The sequence below is a fragment of the Vogesella facilis genome, from assembly GCF_042648525.1.
GTDB classification, from domain to species: domain Bacteria; phylum Pseudomonadota; class Gammaproteobacteria; order Burkholderiales; family Chromobacteriaceae; genus Vogesella; species Vogesella facilis.
Genome location: NZ_JBHRXN010000013.1, coordinates 15,395 through 34,064 on the forward strand (window position 1 = coordinate 15,395; position 18,670 = coordinate 34,064).

The 18,670-nt window shown below is 65.3% G+C and carries 16 protein-coding genes; 2 read left to right on the top strand and 14 right to left on the bottom strand.

The window, feature by feature from the left end:
* Positions 1-116: 116 nt before the first annotated feature.
* Positions 117-1,769 carry a SulP family inorganic anion transporter gene (locus ACFOLG_RS07080; RefSeq protein ID WP_386090067.1) on the top strand — a complete coding sequence of 551 codons (1,653 nt, stop codon included), beginning with the start codon at positions 117-119 and terminating at the stop codon, positions 1,767-1,769.
* A gap of 263 nt (positions 1,770-2,032) precedes the next feature.
* On the opposite strand, the gene accD is transcribed toward ACFOLG_RS07080, so the two are convergent.
* From accD to leuC, 14 genes are all read right to left on the bottom strand, one after another.
* The gene (gene accD, locus ACFOLG_RS07085; protein WP_386090069.1) at positions 2,033-2,905 is read right to left on the bottom strand and encodes an acetyl-CoA carboxylase, carboxyltransferase subunit beta; all 873 of its coding nucleotides are present in this window, start codon (positions 2,903-2,905) and stop codon (positions 2,033-2,035) included.
* Between the two features lie 77 nt (positions 2,906-2,982).
* Complete coding sequence (gene trpA / locus ACFOLG_RS07090; protein WP_386090071.1) at positions 2,983-3,777, bottom strand: tryptophan synthase subunit alpha; 795 nt, start codon at positions 3,775-3,777, stop codon at positions 2,983-2,985.
* Positions 3,778-3,864: 87 nt separating this feature from the next.
* Positions 3,865-5,067 (bottom strand): tryptophan synthase subunit beta, encoded by a 1,203-nt coding sequence (gene trpB, locus ACFOLG_RS07095; protein WP_386090074.1) that lies wholly within the window; start codon positions 5,065-5,067, stop codon positions 3,865-3,867.
* A 31-nt stretch (positions 5,068-5,098) separates the two neighbouring features.
* Positions 5,099-5,737, bottom strand: a complete 639-nt coding sequence (locus tag ACFOLG_RS07100) for a phosphoribosylanthranilate isomerase (RefSeq protein ID WP_386090077.1) — start codon at positions 5,735-5,737, stop codon at positions 5,099-5,101.
* A gap of 1 nt (position 5,738) precedes the next feature.
* Positions 5,739-6,527, bottom strand: a complete 789-nt coding sequence (gene truA / locus ACFOLG_RS07105) for a tRNA pseudouridine(38-40) synthase TruA (protein WP_386090079.1) — start codon at positions 6,525-6,527, stop codon at positions 5,739-5,741.
* Positions 6,524-7,150: a hypothetical protein gene (locus tag ACFOLG_RS07110; RefSeq protein WP_386090081.1), complete on the bottom strand. Its 627-nt coding sequence runs from the start codon at positions 7,148-7,150 to the stop codon at positions 6,524-6,526. The genes truA and ACFOLG_RS07110 overlap by 4 nt, the downstream gene beginning before the upstream one ends.
* Positions 7,150-9,264, bottom strand: coding sequence for a type IV pilus assembly protein FimV (locus ACFOLG_RS07115; RefSeq protein WP_386090084.1), 2,115 nt, complete (start codon positions 9,262-9,264; stop codon positions 7,150-7,152). The genes ACFOLG_RS07110 and ACFOLG_RS07115 overlap by 1 nt, the downstream gene beginning before the upstream one ends.
* Before the next feature lie 75 nt (positions 9,265-9,339).
* Positions 9,340-11,571: a FimV/HubP family polar landmark protein gene (locus ACFOLG_RS07120; RefSeq protein ID WP_386090086.1), complete on the bottom strand. Its 2,232-nt coding sequence runs from the start codon at positions 11,569-11,571 to the stop codon at positions 9,340-9,342.
* 171 nt (positions 11,572-11,742) lie between these two features.
* Positions 11,743-12,756: an aspartate-semialdehyde dehydrogenase gene (locus ACFOLG_RS07125; protein WP_386090088.1), complete on the bottom strand. Its 1,014-nt coding sequence runs from the start codon at positions 12,754-12,756 to the stop codon at positions 11,743-11,745.
* A 68-nt stretch (positions 12,757-12,824) separates the two neighbouring features.
* Positions 12,825-13,931 carry an aspartate-semialdehyde dehydrogenase gene (gene asd, locus ACFOLG_RS07130; protein WP_386090091.1) on the bottom strand — a complete coding sequence of 369 codons (1,107 nt, stop codon included), beginning with the start codon at positions 13,929-13,931 and terminating at the stop codon, positions 12,825-12,827.
* A 281-nt stretch (positions 13,932-14,212) separates the two neighbouring features.
* Complete coding sequence (leuB, locus tag ACFOLG_RS07135; RefSeq protein ID WP_386090095.1) at positions 14,213-15,277, bottom strand: 3-isopropylmalate dehydrogenase; 1,065 nt, start codon at positions 15,275-15,277, stop codon at positions 14,213-14,215.
* Positions 15,278-15,341: 64 nt separating this feature from the next.
* Positions 15,342-15,980 carry a 3-isopropylmalate dehydratase small subunit gene (leuD, locus tag ACFOLG_RS07140; RefSeq protein ID WP_386090098.1) on the bottom strand — a complete coding sequence of 213 codons (639 nt, stop codon included), beginning with the start codon at positions 15,978-15,980 and terminating at the stop codon, positions 15,342-15,344.
* A gap of 120 nt (positions 15,981-16,100) precedes the next feature.
* On the bottom strand, positions 16,101-16,253 hold the full coding sequence (locus tag ACFOLG_RS07145; protein WP_386090099.1) for an entericidin EcnAB: 153 nt from the start codon (positions 16,251-16,253) through the stop codon (positions 16,101-16,103).
* A 35-nt stretch (positions 16,254-16,288) separates the two neighbouring features.
* Positions 16,289-17,695: a 3-isopropylmalate dehydratase large subunit gene (gene leuC / locus ACFOLG_RS07150; protein ID WP_386090101.1), complete on the bottom strand. Its 1,407-nt coding sequence runs from the start codon at positions 17,693-17,695 to the stop codon at positions 16,289-16,291.
* Between the two features lie 152 nt (positions 17,696-17,847).
* Between leuC and ACFOLG_RS07155 the strand changes: the two genes are divergently transcribed.
* On the top strand, positions 17,848-18,630 hold the full coding sequence (locus tag ACFOLG_RS07155) for a helix-turn-helix transcriptional regulator (RefSeq protein ID WP_386090103.1): 783 nt from the start codon (positions 17,848-17,850) through the stop codon (positions 18,628-18,630).
* The last annotated feature ends 40 nt before the right edge of the window (positions 18,631-18,670 follow it).

The window sequence follows — 18,670 nt, forward strand, 5'->3', positions numbered from 1 at the left end:
GCTGCGCTGCGACCTGCCACGACCCGCAGCGGCCGCCGGCCGCGGCAAGTAACCCTTGAATTGGTGCGGTCTTGTTCAGTAGTCTTGACACTGGATAACTCGAACAAGACCGCACCATGGCCACCCTGCCCGCCTTTCGCCCGCAACTGCTCACCAGCCTGCGCCACTACAACCGGGCGCTGTTCCGCCAGGATCTGATGGCCGGCCTCACCGTAGGCATCGTGGCGCTGCCGCTGGCCATGGCCTTCGCCATCGCCTCCGGCGTGCCGCCGCAGGCCGGCATCTTCACCGCCGTCATCGCCGGCCTGCTCGCCTCGCTGCTAGGCGGCACCAAGCTGTGCGTCACCGGCCCCACCGGCGCCTTCATCGTCATCATCTACGGCATCGTAGTGAAGTACGGCGTGGCCAACCTGATCATCTGCACCTTCATGGCCGGCGCCATGCTGGTGCTGATGGGGCTGCTGCGGCTGGGCCAGGTGATCAAGTTCTTTCCCATGCCGCTGATCACCGGCTTCACCAACGGCATCGCGGTGCTGATCTTCCTCACCCAGCTCAAGGATTTCTTCGGCCTGCCCATCGCGCAGATGCCGGCCGGCTTCTTCGCCGTGCTGGCCACGCTGCGCCAGCATCTGGCCGACTTCGACCCGCTGACGCTGGCCATCGCCGCCGCCTCGCTGCTGCTGATCCTGCTGTGGCCCAAGCGCCTCAATCGCCAGCTGCCCGGCCCCTTCGTGGCGCTGTTGCTGGCCACGCTCACCGTCAGCCTGTTCCACCTGCCGCTGGCCACCATCGGCAGCAAGTTCGGCGGCATCCCGCAGGGCTTGCCCGAGTTGCATGGCCTGCGCTTCGACCCGCAGCACCTGTCCGAGCTGCTGACGCCAGCGTTCACCATCGCGCTGCTGGGGGCGATCGAATCGCTGCTGTGCGCGGTGGTGGCCGACAGCATCACCGGCGACAAGCACGACGCCAACCAGGAGCTGATCGCCCAGGGCATCGCCAATATGGTGGTGCCGTTCTTCGGCGGCATCCCCGCCACCGGCGCCATCGCCCGCACCGCCACCAATATCGGCAACGGCGGCAAGACGCCGGTGGCCGGCATCGTGCACGCGCTGTTGCTGTTGCTGGTGATCCTGGTGGCGGCACCGCTGGCCGCCTACATCCCGCTGGCAGCGCTGGCGGCGATCCTGGTGGCGGTGGCGCTGAAAATGGGCGACTGGGACATCCGCAAGGCGGCGCAGTTTCCGCGCCAGGACACTGCCATCCTGGTGGTCACCTTCGTGCTGACCGTGGTGTTCGACCTGACCATCGCGGTGGAAATCGGCCTGCTGATCGCCGCGGTGCTGTTCATCCGCCGCATGGCGGCCAGCACCAGCGTGCAGCAGCTGCGGCCGGAGCACGCGCAGCTGTTCGAGCGCCACTCGATCGCCGGCAAGACGGTGCCGGCCGGCTGCGTCGCCTACCGGGTGGAAGGCGCGCTGTTCTTCGGCGCCGCCGACACCGTGGAACAGTTGGCCAGCCAGCCGTCCAGCGTACGGGTGGTGATCCTGCAGCTGCACCGGCTGGTGCTGCTGGATACCAGCGGCCTGCTGGCATTATCCGCCCTGCACCAGCGCCTGGCGGCACAGGACCGCACGCTGATCCTGTGCGGCGCCGGCAACGAGGTCACCGGCATGCTGCGTAGCGCCCGCCTGGCGCACGAGATGGGGGTGGGCAATATCCAGCCCGACCTCACCACCGCGCTGCGCCGCGCCGCGCCGAGGAACTGCTGACCAGCGGCGTGGTGTGGGGCTAGCGCCTGCGGCCAACGTTGCCCGCAGACAAACAAAGAGCCAGTCCGCAGACTGGCTTGCAGGCGACTGACCAAGCGCGTCGCTCTCCGCCTGCCGGAGCCGGCGAAGCCGGCCGCACCAGACAAGCAGGAGTGACGGCAGTCTTGCTGTTTACATAGCAAAGCCCTTTCGCCATGCGAAAGGGCTTTGTCTACGCGCAAAAAAGCCAGTCCGCAGACTGGCTTTTTTCACGACGGCAGCGCTCAGGCGGCGACCGGCGGCTCTTTCTGCAGCATCGCCAGCAGAGTGGCAACACGCTCTTTCAGCTCGCGGCGGTCGACGATCATGTCGATGGCGCCCTTTTCCATCAGGAACTCGGAACGCTGGAAGCCTTCCGGCAGGGTCTCGCGCACGGTCTGCTCGATCACGCGAGGACCGGCAAAGCCGATCAGCGCGCCCGGCTCGCCGATTACCACGTCGCCGAGGAAGGCGAAGGAGGCGGATACGCCCCCCATGGTCGGGTCGGTGAGGATGGAGATGAACGGCAGCTGGAAGTCGCTCAGCAGCTGCAGCGCGGCCGAGGTCTTGGCCATCTGCATCAGCGAGTTCAGGCCTTCCTGCATGCGCGCGCCACCGGAGGCGGCCACACAGATGAATGGCGCACGTGCTTCCACCGCGGCCTGTACGCCGCGCACGAAGCGCTCGCCCACTACCGAGCCCATCGAGCCGCCGATGAAGCGGAACTCGAAGGCGGCGACCACCGCCGGCAGGTTGTGGATGCTGCCCTGCATCACCACCAGTGCATCGTCTTCGCCGGTGCCGGCCTGCGCTGCGGTGAGGCGATCCGGATAGCGCTTGCTGTCCTTGAACTTGAGAATGTCCACCGGCTTGACGTCGGTGCCGATCTCGCGGCGGCCTTCTTCATCCAGCAGCATGTCGATGCGCGCGCGCGCATCGATAGCGTGATGATAGTCACACTTGGGGCAGACCTGCAGGTTGCTTTGGAGGTCGGTGTGATACAACACCGCCTCGCAGGCCGGGCATTTGCTCCACAGCCCCTCCGGTACCGCCGACGATTTCACGGCGCGGGTTTCGCGCTTGATTTTCGGCGGCAGGAGTTTGTTCAACCAGCTCATGCTGACTCCTTGATTCAAACACTGCGGCCAACTGGTCGTTGGCCGCAGTGGTGCTGGCACGGGTATCCAGCGTGTTCCTAACGGGTGGCAGCTTTCAATGTAGCTACCAGACGGGTCAACTGCTCTCTGGCAGTTTCTGGTGTAGCCGCCTCGATTTCCTGTACCAGACGGCTGCCCACCACCACCGCGTCGGCGGTACCGGCGATGGCGCGGGCGGTTTCGGCATCGCGAATGCCAAAGCCGACACCGATCGGTACTTCAATGAATTGTCTAAGGGCGGCAATTTTACGCGCTACGTCGGCAATGTCCAGATTTCCGGCACCGGTAACGCCTTTTAATGACACATAGTAGACATAACCCCGTGCCTGACGGGCGATCTCGCGCACCCGCGCCTCCGGCGTGGTAGGGGCGATCAGGAACACCGGATCCAGCCCGGCCGCCGTCAGCGCGGCGGACAGTTCGCCGGCTTCTTCCGGCGGGCAGTCCACGGTCAGCACGCCGTCCACGCCGGCATCGGCGGCCAGCTGGGCGAACTGCTGGTAGCCGATGACGTGCACCGGGTTCAGGTAGCCCATCAGCACCACCGGGGTGGTCTGGTTGCTCTGGCGGAAGGTTTTCACCATCGCCAGCACGTCGCGCAGACCTACCTTGTGTACCAGCGCGCGCTCGCTGGCGCGCTGGATCACCGGGCCGTCGGCCATCGGGTCGGAGAACGGGATGCCCAGTTCGATGATGTCGGCACCGCCGTCCACCAGGCCGTGCATCAGCTCCACGGTCAGGTTCGGGTGCGGGTCACCGGCGGTAATGAAGGGAATCATGGCCTTTTCGCCGGCGGCCTTGAGGCGGGCAAAGGTGGCAGCAATACGGTTCATGGCAGGTTTCCTTGCTGGGCAGCATCTGCTTCTGCCCGCGTATGAAATGTGCCAAGGGTTGGCCGCATGCGGCCAACCCTTGGGTGGTTACAGCGTCAGCCCCATCAGGCCGGCAACGGTGTTGATGTCCTTGTCGCCGCGGCCGGACAGCGTCACCAGAATGGCCTTGTCCTTGGCCATGGTGGGCGCCAGTTTCACCGCCTGTGCCAGTGCGTGGCTGGATTCCAGCGCCGGGATGATGCCCTCCAGACGGCAGCAATCGTGGAATGCCGCCAGCGCCTCGGTATCGGTCACCGCCACATACTCTGCGCGGCCGCTGTCCTTCAGCCAGGAGTGTTCCGGCCCCACGCCCGGGTAATCCAGGCCGGCGGAGATAGAATGGGTCTCGATGACCTGGCCGTTGGCATCCTGCATCAGGTAGCTGCGGGAGCCATGCAGCACGCCGGCCGGCGCGTTGGAGGCCAGCGGCGCGGCGTGGCGGCCGGTTTCCAGGCCGTCACCGGCCGGCTCCACGCCCACCAGGCGCACGCCCGGTACATCGAGATACGGGTGGAAGGTGCCGATGGCGTTGGAGCCGCCACCAACACAGGCCATCACCACGTCCGGCTGGCGGCCAAGGATTTCCGGCATCTGCACCTTGGCTTCCTCGCCGATCACCGATACGAAGTCGCGCACCAGCATTGGGTACGGGTGCGGGCCGGCGGCGGTGCCGAGGATGTAGAAGGTGGTGTCGATATTGGTTACCCAGTCGCGCATCGCCTCGTTCAGCGCATCCTTCAGCGTCTTGGAGCCGGATTCCACCGGCACCACGGTGGCGCCCAGCAGCTTCATGCGGAACACGTTCGGCGCCTGGCGCTTGATGTCCTCAGCACCCATGTACACCACGCATTCCATGCCGTAGCGCGCCGCCACGGTGGCGGTGGCCACGCCATGCTGGCCGGCACCGGTTTCGGCGATCACGCGCTTCTTGCCCATGCTGCGCGCCAGCAGCGCCTGGCCGATGGCGTTGTTGATTTTGTGCGCGCCGGTGTGGTTGAGGTCTTCACGCTTGAGGAAGATCTGCGCCCCGCCCAGCAGCTCGGACCAGCGCTTGGCGTGGTACACCGGGCTGGGGCGGCCGACGAAGTGCTTCAGCTCGTAGTGGTACTCCTGCCAGAAGGCCGGGTCTGCCTTGGCACGGGCGTACTCGGCTTTCAGCTCGTCCAAGGCAGCCATCAAGGTTTCGGCAACGTAGACGCCACCGTACGGGCCGAAGTGGCCGCGTGCATCGGGGAAGTCGTATTGGCTCATGGCATGCTCCTGATTGTGGGTGTGTGCCGGCTTACACCGGCGATATGGAATGCTGTGCCGCCCTGACGGCGGCAATGAAACTGGCCATGCGCGACGGGCTCTTGATGCCCTTGCCGCTTTCCACGCCGCTGGACACATCCACCGCGGCGGGACTGACGCGCGCTACCGCGTCGGCCACATTGTGTTCGTCCAGTCCACCGGACAGGATCAACGGCAGCGGCAGCTGCGGCGGGATCAGCGTCCAGTCGAAAGTCTTGCCGGTGCCGCCGTGCGCGCCTTCCACGAAGGCGTCGGTCAGCAGGCCGCGGGCATCGTGATACTGTGCGGCCAACGCCGCGAGGTCGGTACCGGGCTGCACTCGCACCGCTTTCAGATACGGGCGCCGGAAGCTGCGGCAGAATTCCGCGCTTTCCTCGCCGTGGAACTGCAGCACGTCGATGGCGCAGTGCGCCAGCACGCTTTCCACTTCCTCGCGGCTGGCGTTGACGAACAGCGCCACCACGCTGACAAACGGCGGCAGCGCGGCAATGATGGCCTGCGCCTGCGCGATGTCGACATGACGCGGGCTCTTGTCGTAGAACACCAGGCCGATGGCGTCGGCGCCAAGGTTGGCCGCAGCCAGTGCGTCTTCCGGGCGGGTGAAACCGCAAATCTTGATACGCGCGCTCATGTCATCTCCACAGCGTCAGCCGCGACGGCACGGCGTGCGACGGCACATCGAATTCGGGCGGATAACCCACGCCGGTCAGGTACAGGCCATCCGGCATGAAGGTGGGCGGCGCCTTGGTGCGGTCACGGGCGGCCAGCAGTGCCTGCAGACCGGCGGCATCCAGGCTGCCCTTGCCGACGTACAGCAGCGCGCCGACGATATTGCGCACCATGTGGTGCAGGAAGGCATCGGCCAGCAGATCGAAGCTGATCACGCCGTCCACCTGGTGAATATCCAGCTGCTGCAGGTTTTTCAACGGCGACTTGGCCTGGCACTCGCTGGCGCGGAAGCTGGAAAAATCGTGCTGCCCCAGTAGGCCCTGCGCCGCGTCGCGCATCGCGGCCACGTCCAGCGGCTGGTGGTACCAGCCGATGCGGCCGGCGGTCAGCGCCGGGCGTACCGGGTCGGTGAGCAGCAGGTAACGGTAGGAGCGGGAAAACGCCGAGAAACGGGCGTGAAAGGTCTCCGGCACTTCGCGTGCCCAGGTCACCGCCACACTGTCCGGCAGGTGGGCGTTGACGCCGCGCACCCAGGCGTTCAGCGGCCGCGGCACCTCACAATCGAAATGCACCACCTGCTGCAGCGCATGCACGCCGGCATCGGTGCGACCCGCGGCCAACGTGGTCAACGGCTGGCCGGCAATGGTGGAAATCGCCTGATTCAGGCGATCCTGTACGGTATTGCCATGTGGCTGGCTCTGCCAGCCGGCAAATGCGCGCCCGTCGTACTCCAGACCCAGCGCAATCCTCATGCCACTACTTTCATTACAACCGCCATCAGGACGCCCGCCAACAGCACGCCGTCCCATTTGCTCCATGGGTAAAGAGGCAACTGTACCTTATCGGGCGCAGCTTGTGCGAACTGCGCCGGCTGCAAATACGGCAATAATTGCGCCAGACGGGGCTTTTCCGCTTGCTCCAGCAGGCTATTGGCATAGTGCATGGTCAAGGCCAGCCGCAGCGCCAGGCGGCCACGCGGCATACCGGCGCGGGCAAACAAGGCATCCAGCGGCCAACTTGCCGCCAGCAGGCCCTGAGTCCCCAGCCCTAGCCAGACACCGCGCGCCAGCAGCGCCAGCAACAGCACCGACAGCGCCTGATGCGCACCGGCCTGCAGGCCGGCAATACTGGGCGCGAACCGGGAGGCGAACAGCGGCGTGCCGGGCAGTGTCCATGCCGCCAGCAGCAACATGGCCAGCAGCAACCAGCGCATGCGCCGCAGCGCCTGCCGCAGCTCGGCGTGCCCGCGCCGCCAGCAAGCCACGGCGGCCAGCAGCAACAGATAACCGGCAATGGGAAGCGACAGCAGATACAGGGCCAGCACGACAACGAGGAGGCAGCAGGTCAGTGGGTGCGGCAACAACCGACGCGACATCAGTCGCTATCCCCTTTCAGCAGAGCATCGGCCATTTCACTATCGCCCATCTCGCGGTACAGCCGCGCCAGGGCGGCCGCCTCATCGTCGGTATCCGCCAGCGCCGAGACCGGCACCGCTTCATTGCCGTTGACCTTGCGCACAATCTGGCGCACCGGCTCACGCGATGGCTCGGCGAACGGTGCGGCCGCGGTCGGCGTGGCGGACTCCGCCGCCCGGTACAGGGGGTTACCGCCATCGAAGCGGGCTCCCAGCAGCTGCACCCGCTGCCACAACTCGCTATCCGGCCCGGACATCGCCAGCACGTCCAGCGCTTCGCTCTCGAACGGCTCGGTCGCCCCGGCTTGCGCCAGCACTTCCAGCAGCTTGTACCGCACCTCGTCCGCCTGCGGAGTCTGCTGCAGGGCGGCCCGCAGCATCTGCTCGGCCTGCTCGCGGCGGCCGTACACCAGCAGCACATCCACCTCGGCCAGCACATCGCCGACCGGCAGCGTCTGCGCCTGGGCAACTGGCGGATAATCCGACGTCGTCAACGGTGTGACGGCTGCCGACTCTGCTTGAGATTCCGATTGGGACTCCGATTGTGGCTCCGTTTCGGATGCGGCAGGCGCCAGCACGACCGCCGCCGGAGCAACGGCTGGCGCCGCCTCGGCAACGTCCGGCTCGGCGCCGCTATCCGGCAACGCTGCAACCACCGCCTCGCTACTGGCGGCAGCTGGCTCCGGCACCCAGCGGGCAGGCGTGGCCGCCAGCGACTCGCGCAACTGCTGCTTGCGGCGGTGCCACACCGCCCACGCCAGCAGGCTCAATACCGATACCCCACCAATGCCGGTCAACACCCAGTCGTCCAGCGCCGCCAGCAAGTCTTCGTCTTGTTTGGCGACGACAGCCGGACTGGAGGCCGGTGCCTTCGTCGGCTTGGCCGGCTCTCGGTCGGTAGCCGCAATCCGGCGTATCTCCGCTTCCAGCTGGGCAATGCGCTGTTGCGCCTGATGCAGGTGCAGAATGCGCTGCCGTTCAGCCTCCTGCTGCGCGCGCTCCGCGGCGCTGGGCTCGGCCTCCACGGCAGGCACTGGCGCTGCCTTGCTGGGTGCTTTGGCATGCAACGACGGCGCCAAGGTTGGCCGCGCCGCAGCATGGCCGGGCAGGCGCAATACCGCCCCGGCCAGCAAACGGTTGGGGTCGCCCGCCACAAACGCGTGCGCATTACTGCGCACGATCTGCAACGCCAGCTCGTTACGGCGCTGCGTTCCCTCCGCCAGGCGCGACACGATTTGCGACAGCGTGTCACCGGCCCGCACCTGATAGCGCCCGCCCGGCGCATGGGCGATATGTCGTGGCAGCGGTTGTTTACTGCCCATGGCAGCATGGGCTGGCGACAGGCTGAAGCTACGCTGCACCTGCAGGCCATGGGCATGCGTTTCCAGCACAAAGGTCAGCTCGTCACCGCTTTGGGCTTGCTGCCCGTGCAGGGTCAGCCACTGGTGCCCCGCAGCCTGGTGGTAGCGCACGGCAAGCTGCTCGCCCGCCAACCCCTTGCCCGGGCGCAACACAAAGTCTTCATCGCGCAGCTCCGCCGGCCAACGTCCCAGCAGGTCGATCTCGGCCTGCAAGGGCACACCCTTGGCCGACAACACGCGTGCCTCGCCAAAGGCCAGAAACTCGGCAGCAGCGCTATTGGCAGCCCGCTCGCCAGATTGCGCACCGTCGGTACTGGCGAAGCTTGCAGCTGGTGAGCGCGTGGCATCGGCCTGCGCATGATAGGCCCGCACCTCGCGCCCGGAGGCCCACGCCAGTTCCAGCGCGAAATCCAGCACTTCGTCTGGCGCCATGACCGGCCCCATGACCCGCACCACATACTGGCCTGGGCGGTCCTCCACGGTCATGACCTTGAGCTGGAAGGCCTTGGCGGAAAAACTTTCAAGGAAGGGGTATTGCTGCGCGGATGCCAGCGAGGCGTAGGGGTCGCTCAGGCCAGGCTCATCGAGCAGGGGGATTTCGGCCAGAAACGGCTCCCCTGCGGCGGAGAGGACGCGTACCTCGCCAAGACCGGCATGAGCACCCGGCGCCAGCAAGCCCAGCGCCAGTGCAACAGACAGCGCCTTTAATCGCACGCAGTCATCCCCTGTTGATGCAAAAAGATTGAGCGTGGCAGCGCGGCCAACGTTGCGCCGCCACGGTTAGACGGATTACAGGCTGTCAAGCAATGCCTCTGCTTCGGCCTTGAGCGAGCCCTGGGCTTCCTTGACCAATTCTTCCAGCACTTCGCGTGCACCTTCCTTGTCGCCCATATCCAGATAGACCCGCGCCAGGTCCAGCTTGGTGGACAGCGGATCATCGCTGACATCCAGTCCGGCGGTAGACACTGCCTCAACCGGCTCGGCAAGCGGCGCAGCCGCCACGGCCGGCTCATCCAGTGCCGACAGGTCGAAGTCGAACGTGGCCAGGGCATCATCGGTGCTAGCGGCAGGCTTCGGTGGCTCGACTTCCGCCGCTGCCGTGCCTGCCGGCAACATGCTGTCCAGATTGAAGTCGAAGTCCAGCATGTGACTGTCGTTGCTTGCCGCGGCCGGCTCCGGCTCGACTACCACCTCTGGCGCCGGCTCTGGTTCGTGGAGCATGGCCTCCAGATCCAGATCGGCGGCAACCGGGGTCGCCGGTGCCGGCATGCCCATCAGGGCGGCTTCGATATCGTCCACCGCTGCGGCTGCCGGCGACGGGGTCGCCGGGGCTTCGAAATCGCCCATCAGCTCCTTGTCCAGGTCAACCGTAGTGCTCGACGACACCACCTCTACCGCGGCAGCGGCCGCTGTGGCCGCATTCTGGTCCGCATACAGCGCGTTTTCCGGATCAATGACGCGCCCCAATGCCGCCGCCTTGGCCCACACCCCGCCCTGCCCACCCGTTACCGCGTGCAGCTCCTTGGCATGGCCCTCCAGTGCCGAGCGATCCTGACGCGAAACGTAGATTTCCATCAGCTTGAGACGGGCTTCGTGACGGGTAGGATCTTTCGCCAGCGCATCGCGCAGGATTTCCTCGGCCTGCTGGTCACGGCCATACGCCAGATACACCTCGGCCTCGGCCACCGGATCGACCTCTACCGTATCCACGGTATTCATGCTGGTGCGGGTAAAGTCGGCCAGGAAGGCGCTGTCACTGGCGGCAGCCCCTGCGGCCAACGTGCGGCCAACATTGTCCAACGGTACATTGATGGTGGCAGCCGAGGTTACGGCATCGTTGCCACGCCGACGGCGCAGGAACACCACCGCGGCAGACAGCAGCAGCACGGCGGCACTGCCACCGGCCACCAACGGCAGGTTGTCCAGCAGGGAGTCCATCATGGACGGGCCGGACTCCTGCGCTGGCTCCGCTGCGGCCGGCGGCGCCGCCTTGGCGGCAGACGCGGCGGCTTGCAGCGCCTTCAGCTGTTTTTCCAGCTCGTCGATCTTGCGCTGCGCCTGCTGCAGCGCCTGGTCGTTTAGCGGTGCGGAAGCCGCAGCATCCGGCGCCTCCAGCTTCAACACCGGACTACCGCTGGGCGCCAGGGTAACAGGCGCCGAGGCGGCGGCCTTTGCGGCAGGCGCGGGAGCAGGAGCCGGCGCGGGCGCCACCGATTTTTCCGGTAGCGGGGCGACGGCGGGCGCAGCAGGCTGTGGTTTGACCGCCGGCACATGGGCCGCCGCCATGCCACCGGCCAGAATCTGCGCCACCTGTTGCTCAGGCAGCGCACGCATGCTGGCTGCCGACGGCACTTTCAGGCGGCTGCCAGCCTTGATCGACGACGGATTGCCATTGATGAAGGCGGACGGGTTGGCGTTGACCAGTGCCGCCATTACGCGACGCTGCCCCACCCCGCTCAACCCCAGACCACGCGCGAGGCCGGACAGCGTCTGCCCCGGCTGCACTACCAGGCTGCCACGCGGTGCACGATAGACCGGCGGCACCGGCAGATCGTCCGCTGGCAGCGGGCGCGGGCGCACAACCGGCGGCGGTGGCCGACGCAGCGGCGCAGCCTGCACATTGCTGCGGCTGATCTCGTCGGCACGCCCGGCGTACTCGGCCGGATCCAGCAGAATGGTGTATTCACGCACATAGCGGGCGTTGGTCGCCTTGGCTTCCACCACAAAGCGCAGGAAAGGCTCACTGATAGGCTGGTTGGAACTTACCCGGATGTAGGGGCGGCCGTTGCTGCGGTAGGCCAGCGTGAAGCGCAAGCTGCTGAGCACACCGGTGTAATCCACTTGCAGGTCGCGAAAGGTCTCGATCGGCGCAAGACCAACGCGCAAGACGTCCTCATCGGCCTTGCCGGTCAGGTCGATCTCCGCGCGGAGTACTTCACCCAGGTTGGAGCGTACCGCCACCCCTCCCAACCCGGCCCAGGCGGATGTAGAGAACAGCAAAGCCAACAGCAGCGAACTCATTCTTTTCTTGGCCAGCATTTTTCTTGCACTACCTTTCGCTGTAATTATCTATTTCCCACCCCGCCCCGCGGCCGATGGAGACTGGTTTGCTGCATGTAATATCAAACTAGCAGATCAACAAGTCAAACCACATACCAGTGTCAACGCCCGATACTAACTGCTGTTAGCGGATCAGGCAAAATAGCCGCGCTTCATCAGCGCCATGGCTGTTGCCACGCAGCTGTGCGCAATCGCGGCGCGGATATTGTCGGCGGCCAACCAGAACGACAGCGCATTGCCCTGGCGACGCACGCGGCTCACCCACACTGCCTCGTTACCGGAAGCTTCCAGTGGTGTGACATAGGGCATGTCGCCAGCCGGATCGTCCACCACCTGCAGGCCGGCGGCCGCAAACAGTTCGCGCGCCTTGTCGGCAGTCAGTTCGTCGTCGCTGGCCACGCTCACCGCCCAGCCATGGCCAAAGAACACCGGCACCCGCACGCAGCTGGCTTCGATGCTCAGCGCCGGCAGCGCCAGCAGCTTGCGCACTTCCTGCTCTACCGATAGCTCTTCCTCGCTGACACCCTGCGCGTCCACGCCGCCGATCAGCGGCAGTACGTTGAAGGCGATGCGCTTGGGGAATACTTCCATCTCGGCATCACGCTGCGAGAACAGCGCGGTGGTCTGGCTGGCCAGCTCTTCCAGCGCGGCCTGGCCACTGCCGGATACCGACTGGAAAGTGGTAACGGTAACGCGCTGTAGGCCAGCAGCCTTGATTGCGGCCAACGCCTGCGCCAGCGGGGTAGCGGTGCAGTTGGGAATGGACACCAGCGGCGCCTCACCCAGATCGTCCAGCAGCTTGTCGTTGATCTGCGGCGCGTACAGCGGCACGTCGTCGGCCTGGCGGTAGGCGGCACTGAAATCGATCACTGCGGCACCGGCGGCACGCGCGGCCTGCACGTACTGGCGCGACAGCGCACTGCCAGCTACGAAGATAACCAGCGCCGCGTTGGCAAAGTCGAACTCCTCCACCGCCAGCACATCCAGCTCCAAATTGCCGTAGTAAGCACTTTCGCCTTCCTTGTCGGCGACATCCAGCGCGTACACGCGCTCGATCGGCAGCTCGCGCTCGGCGAGCAGCTCCAGTACGGCCTGGCCTACCAGATTGGTGGCCCCCACTACGGCAACACGAATTGCTTCAGACATATTCTTTCCAGGTAAAAAACAGAAAGGGCGCCGCCGGCGCCCTTGAAGGAAACAGCATCAAGCGTATTTTAACGCTCAATCAGGATACGCAACATACGGCGCAGCGGTTCGGCCGCGCCCCACAGCAGCTGGTCACCGATCACGAAGGCGGACAGGTACTCGCCGCCCATGTTCAGCTTGCGCACGCGGCCAACGCCTACCTGCAGGCTGCCGGTGATGGCGGCCGGGGTCAGTTCCTTGACCGAGATCTCGCGATCGTTCGGCACCCACTTCACCCAGTCGTTGCCGGACTTGATAATGGATTCGATCTCGTCCAGCGGCAGGTCGCGCTTCAGCTTCACGGTCAGCGCCAGGCTGTGACAGCGCATGGCGCCGATGCGTACGCACAGGCCGTCGACCGGAATGGTGGCATCGGTGCCCAGAATCTTGTTCACCTCGGCCTGGCCCTTCCATTCTTCCTTGGACTGGCCATTGTCCAGCTGCTTGTCGATCCACGGAATCAGGCCACCAGCCAGCGGCGCGCCGAAGAATTCGGTCGGCACGTCTTCGCGGATGGTAGCGGCCACCTTGCGGTCGATGTCGAGGATGGCGGAAGACGGCGTGGCCAGCTCGTCGGCCACGGCGGCGTGCACCACGCCCATGCCCTTCAGCAGCTCGCGCATGTGGTTGGCACCACCGCCGGAAGCCGCCTGGTAAGTCATGGAGGAAACCCACTCCACCAGACCGGCACGGAACAGCCCGCCCATACCCATCAGCATGATGGAGTTGGTGCAGTTGCCACCGATGAAATCCTTCACGCCATTGGCGAGGCCGGCGTCGATCACGTCACGGTTCACCGGGTCCAGCACGATAATGGCGTTGTCTTCCATGCGCAGACTGGAGGCGGCATCGATCCAGTAGCCGTTCCAGCCGGCTTCACGCAGCTTGCCGTACACCTCGGCGGTGTAGTCGCCGCCCTGGCAGGTAACGATGGCGTCCATCGCCTTCAGCTCGTCGATATTGCGCGCATCCTTCAGCGGCGGCACCGTGCGGCCAACGTCGGGGGCGGCGCCGCCGACATTGGAGGTGGTGAAAAACACCGGCTCGTCGATAACGGCAAAATCGTTCTCTTCACGCATGCGCTGCATCAGCACGGAACCAACCATGCCGCGCCAGCCTACAAAACCTACTCGCACGATACTTCTCCTGAATGTCTGTCGGGTGATATGAAACTGTTCTGCCGGCCCGTTGACGCACCGGCTCTATTCGATGATCGACCCCATTGTGCAGGGCAACAGCCGACCGCACAATGGGGTTACGTATTTTTATACAAACAGCATTAAAACACTGTTTTCAAGCATCTGTTCCCGACCTTGCCGACAGTAGCGCAACAAGGCAAAAACGGCTGCGGAGGCAACGTTTACCGATGGTAAACGCGCTCTCCACAGCCGTTTTCAACGTAGCGTCGACGAGCAGCTTACAGCGCCGCGATTACCGCATCGCCCATGCCGGAGCAGCTTACTTTCTCGCTGCCGGCCTCGAAAATGTCGGCGGTGCGATAGCCCTGGGCCAGCACTTTCTTCACCGCGTCTTCCACCCGCACCGCGGCGGCTTCCTGGTTGAAGGTGTAACGCAGCATCATGGCGGCGGACAGAATGGTGGCCAGCGGGTTGGCCAGATTCTTGCCGGCGATGTCCGGGGCGGAACCGTGGCTCGGCTCGTACAGGCCCTTGTTGTTCTGGTCCAGCGACGCCGACGGCAGCATGCCGATGGAACCGGTGAGCATGGACGCCTCGTCGGACAGGATGTCGCCGAAGATATTGCCGGTCACCATCACGTCGAACTGCTTCGGATTGCGCACCAGCTGCATGGCGGCGTTGTCCACGTACATGTGGCTCAGTTCCACCTGCGGGTACTCGCGCGCCACGTCGATCATGATTTCTTTCCAGAACTCGGTGGTTTCCAGCACGTTGGCCTTGTCCACCGAGCACAGCTTCCTGTTGCGCTTCATCGCGATGCCGAAGGCCACGTGGGCGATGCGGCGGATTTCGCTTTCGCTGTAGCGCATGGTGTTGAACGCCTCGCGCTCGCCCAGTTCGTTCACCGCGATACCGCGCGGCTGGCCGAAGTAGATGTCACCGGTCAGTTCACGCACGATCATGATGTCGAGGCCGGATACCACTTCCGGCTTCAGGGTGGAGGCATTGGCCAGCTCCGGGTACAGGATGGCCGGGCGCAGGTTGGCGAACAGGTTCAGATCCTTGCGGATCGCCAGCAGGCCGCGCTCCGGGCGCAGCGGGCGGTCCAGCTTGTCGTACTGCGGGCCGCCCACGGCGCCCAGCAGCACGGCGTCGGCCTCGCGGCACAGCTTCTGGGTGAACTCCGGGTACGGCACGCCGTAGGCGTCGTAGCCGGCGCCTCCCAGCGGCGCCTCTTCCATTTCGATGGGCAGGCCATCCTGGCGCAGCACATCCAGCACGCGGCGCGCCTGGGCAATGATTTCCGGACCGATGCCGTCACCCGGCAGAACTGCGATCTTCATGTTTGGTATCCCGTCAGATTAAGTGACAACAGGTTGGCCGCATGCGGCCAACCTCATGGGTGTGTCAGGCAAACAGCCACGGCTGTTCGGCGCGGCGCTTGGCTTCGAACGCCTTGATCTCGTCGGCATGCTGCAGGGTGAGGCCGATTTCGTCCAGACCGCCCAGCAGGCAGTGCTTGCGGTGCTCGGTGATGTCGAAGGCGAAAGACTGGCCGGACGGGGTGCTGATGGTCTGCGCCGCCAGGTCCACGCTCAGCTGGTAGCCTTCCGCCGCTTCACATTCGCGGAACAGCTGATCCACCACTTCGGCCGGTTGCACGATGGGCAGCAGGCCGTTCTTGTAGCAGTTGTTGAAGAAGATGTCGGCGAAGCTCGGCGCGATCACCACGCGGAAACCCTGATCTTCCAGCGCCCACGGCGCATGCTCGCGGCTGGAGCCGCAGCCGAAGTTCTCGCGTGCCAGCAGCACCTGGGCGCCGGCGTAACGCGGGAAGTTCAGCACGAACTCCGGGTTCAGCGGGCGCTGGCTGTTGTCCATGCCTGGCTCACCGTGATCCAGGTAGCGCCATTCGTCGAACAGGTTGGGGCCGAAGCCGGAACGCTTGATCGACTTCAGGAACTGTTTGGGGATGATCGCGTCGGTGTCGACGTTGGCGCGGTCCAGCGGGCAGACGAGTCCGTTCAGGGTAGTGAATGCTTTCATGTATTGCTCTCCGGAGAGGTTGGCCCTTGGCGCCGGTTGTACGATCTGGCGAGGGGCGCGGAACAAAGCGCACTCGCCGCGCGCCGCTTTTACGGCGCGCCGCAGATCGTAAACAAGCCCTTAGTGCACGACATTTTCAATGGCTTGGCCTGCCTTCTGCAGACCATGCCCCACGGCTTCACCGCCCTGTTTCAAGTCCTCTTTCGCGCCTTGCACGGTATTGCAGGCGGACAGCAGCAGTGCCATGAAGAGACTGATAGCGAATGTTTTCATGAGGCAGATCTTTCCAGTAATGAGGAGGGATTCGCTTAGAGGGTACGAATATCCACGAAGTGCCCGGCCACCGCGGCGGCGGCGGCCATCGCCGGGCTTACCAGGTGGGTGCGGCCACCCTGGCCCTGGCGACCTTCGAAGTTACGGTTGGAGGTGGAGGCGCAACGCTCGCCCGGTTGCAGGCGGTCGGCGTTCATCGCCAGACACATCGAGCAGCCCGGTTCGCGCCATTCGAAGCCGGCGGCCACGAACACCTTGTCCAGGCCTTCGGCCTCGGCCTGTGCCTTCACCAGGCCGGAGCCCGGCACCACCAGCACCTGCTTGACGTTGGCGGCCTTGCTGCGGCCCTTGGCCACCGCAGCGGCTTCGCGCAGATCCTCGATGCGGCTGTTGGTACAGGAGCCGATGAACACGATGTCCACCGGAATCTCGTTGATCGGGGTATTGGCCTGCAGGCCCATATAGGCCAGCGCGCGCTCGATGGAGCCCTTCTTCACCGGGTCGGCTTCCTGCGCCGGGTCCGGCACGCGGCCATTGATGTCGGTCACCATTTCCGGCGAGGTACCCCAGGTCACCTGCGGCTGGATGTCGGCAGCGTCCAGCGTCACCACGGCATCGAACTGCGCGCCTTCGTCGCTGTGCAGGGTGTTCCAGTAGGCCACGGCGGCATCCCACTGCTCGGCCTTGGGCGCGAACGGACGGCCTTTTACGTAGTCGATGGTTTTCTGGTCCACCGCCACCAGGCCGGAGCGAGCGCCGGCTTCAATCGCCATATTGCACAGGCTCATGCGGCCTTCCATCGACAGGCTCTCGATCGCTGCGCCGCCGAACTCGATGGCGTAGCCGGTGCCGCCGGCGGTGCCGATCTTGCCGATAATCGCCAGCGCCACGTCCTTGCCGGTGATGCCTGCGGCCAACGTGCCGTCCACGCGCACCAGCATGTTTTTGGACTTCTTCGCCACCAGCGTCTGGGTGGCCATCACGTGTTCCACTTCCGAGGTGCCGATGCCGTGCGCCAGCGCGCCGAAGGCGCCGTGGGTGGAGGTGTGGCTGTCGCCGCACACCACGGTCATGCCCGGCAGGGTGGCGCCCTGCTCCGGCCCCATCACGTGCACGATGCCCTGGCCCTTGTCCTTGAACGGGAAGTAGGCCAGCGCACCGAATGCCTTGATATTGGCGTCCAGGGTTTCCACCTGCTGACGCGAGATCGGATCCTTGATGCCTTCGTCCCAGTGGTCGGTGGGGGTGTTGTGATCAGCGGTGGATACCACCGAATCGACGCGCCACAGCTTGCGCCCGGCCAGCTTCAGGCCTTCGAAGGCCTGCGGGCTGGTCACTTCGTGTACCAGGTGGCGGTCGATGTACAGCAGTACGGTGCCGTCGGCTTCCTGGTGTACCACGTGGCTGTTCCAGAGCTTGTCGTAGAGAGTCTGTGCGGTCATGGTTTGCTTTCCGTTTGCTGGCGCTATCAGGCGCCGGGGTCGCTGGATCATTGTGCCGTCAGGCGGCGTTGCTGCCATCATTGCGCAGCCGGATTCCTAGTACAAGATAAGCATTTATACTAGTAGTAACACTACCACCCATAGAGGCAGACATGGAACAGCACGGCCCCGGCCCGCTGGGCGAATTCATCCGCAGCCACCGCGAACGCATCACCCCGCAACAGGCCGGCCTACCGGCCGGCAACCGCCGCCGCGCCAAGGGCCTGCGCCGCGAGGAAGTGGCGCAGCTGGTGGGCATCAGCCCCACCTGGCTGACCTGGATCGAACAGGGCCGCACCCAGTCAGTCTCCGCCGGCACACTGTCGCGGCTGGCCGAGGTGCTGATGCTGTCGCGCGCCGAGCGCGACTACCTGTTCGACCTGGCCGGCCTGAAAGACCCGCAGGAAGCCAGCCTGGCGGCCAACCCCGAGGCGCAGCAGGCACTGGCGCAGGCGGTGGGCAAGATCGCCAGCCCGGCCTATGTACTGGATGCGCTGTGGAACGTGCCGGCCTGGAACGCCGAGGCCGCCAGCCTGTTCAGCGGCTGGCTGGACGATGGCAACAATGGCGGCAGCGGCCACAACCTGCTGCAGTTCATGTTCCAGCACCCGCTGGCGCGCACGCTGGTAGACGACTGGCCGACCCGTGCGCGGCGCATGGTGGCCGAGTTCCGCGCCGAGATCAGCCATCACCACGACGACGCAGTAACCGAACTGCTGGAGCGGCTGCGCCAGGACAGCGGCGAATTCGACACCCTGTGGCGCCAGCAGGACGTGCAGGGCCGCGAAGGCGGCGAGCGGGTGTTCAACCACGCTGCGCAAGGGCAGCTGTGCTACCAGCAGCTCACGCTGCGGCTGGCGCACGCCCCCGGCCTGAAGCTGGTTATCCTGCTGTAAACGACGGCTGCCGGACGCGCGGCGGCAGGGTTGGCCGCAC

Bases quoted from the DNA above. Each gene is read 5' to 3' on its own strand.
- leuD (WP_386090098.1), bottom strand. From the start codon at position 15,980: ATGAAAGCATTCACTACCCTGAACGGACTCGTCTGCCCGCTGGACCGC.
- ACFOLG_RS07110 (WP_386090081.1), bottom strand. From the start codon at position 7,150: ATGTCGCGTCGGTTGTTGCCGCACCCACTGACCTGCTGCCTCCTCGTT.
- ACFOLG_RS07155 (WP_386090103.1), top strand. From the start codon at position 17,848: ATGGAACAGCACGGCCCCGGCCCGCTGGGCGAATTCATCCGCAGCCAC.
- ACFOLG_RS07125 (WP_386090088.1), bottom strand. From the start codon at position 12,756: ATGTCTGAAGCAATTCGTGTTGCCGTAGTGGGGGCCACCAATCTGGTA.
- leuB (WP_386090095.1), bottom strand. From the start codon at position 15,277: ATGAAGATCGCAGTTCTGCCGGGTGACGGCATCGGTCCGGAAATCATT.
- accD (WP_386090069.1), bottom strand. From the start codon at position 2,905: ATGAGCTGGTTGAACAAACTCCTGCCGCCGAAAATCAAGCGCGAAACC.
- truA (WP_386090079.1), bottom strand. From the start codon at position 6,527: ATGAGGATTGCGCTGGGTCTGGAGTACGACGGGCGCGCATTTGCCGGC.
- trpA (WP_386090071.1), bottom strand. From the start codon at position 3,777: ATGAACCGTATTGCTGCCACCTTTGCCCGCCTCAAGGCCGCCGGCGAA.
- ACFOLG_RS07145 (WP_386090099.1), bottom strand. From the start codon at position 16,253: ATGAAAACATTCGCTATCAGTCTCTTCATGGCACTGCTGCTGTCCGCC.
- ACFOLG_RS07120 (WP_386090086.1), bottom strand. From the start codon at position 11,571: ATGAGTTCGCTGCTGTTGGCTTTGCTGTTCTCTACATCCGCCTGGGCC.
- ACFOLG_RS07100 (WP_386090077.1), bottom strand. From the start codon at position 5,737: ATGAGCGCGCGTATCAAGATTTGCGGTTTCACCCGCCCGGAAGACGCA.
- leuC (WP_386090101.1), bottom strand. From the start codon at position 17,695: ATGACCGCACAGACTCTCTACGACAAGCTCTGGAACAGCCACGTGGTA.
- ACFOLG_RS07080 (WP_386090067.1), top strand. From the start codon at position 117: ATGGCCACCCTGCCCGCCTTTCGCCCGCAACTGCTCACCAGCCTGCGC.
- trpB (WP_386090074.1), bottom strand. From the start codon at position 5,067: ATGAGCCAATACGACTTCCCCGATGCACGCGGCCACTTCGGCCCGTAC.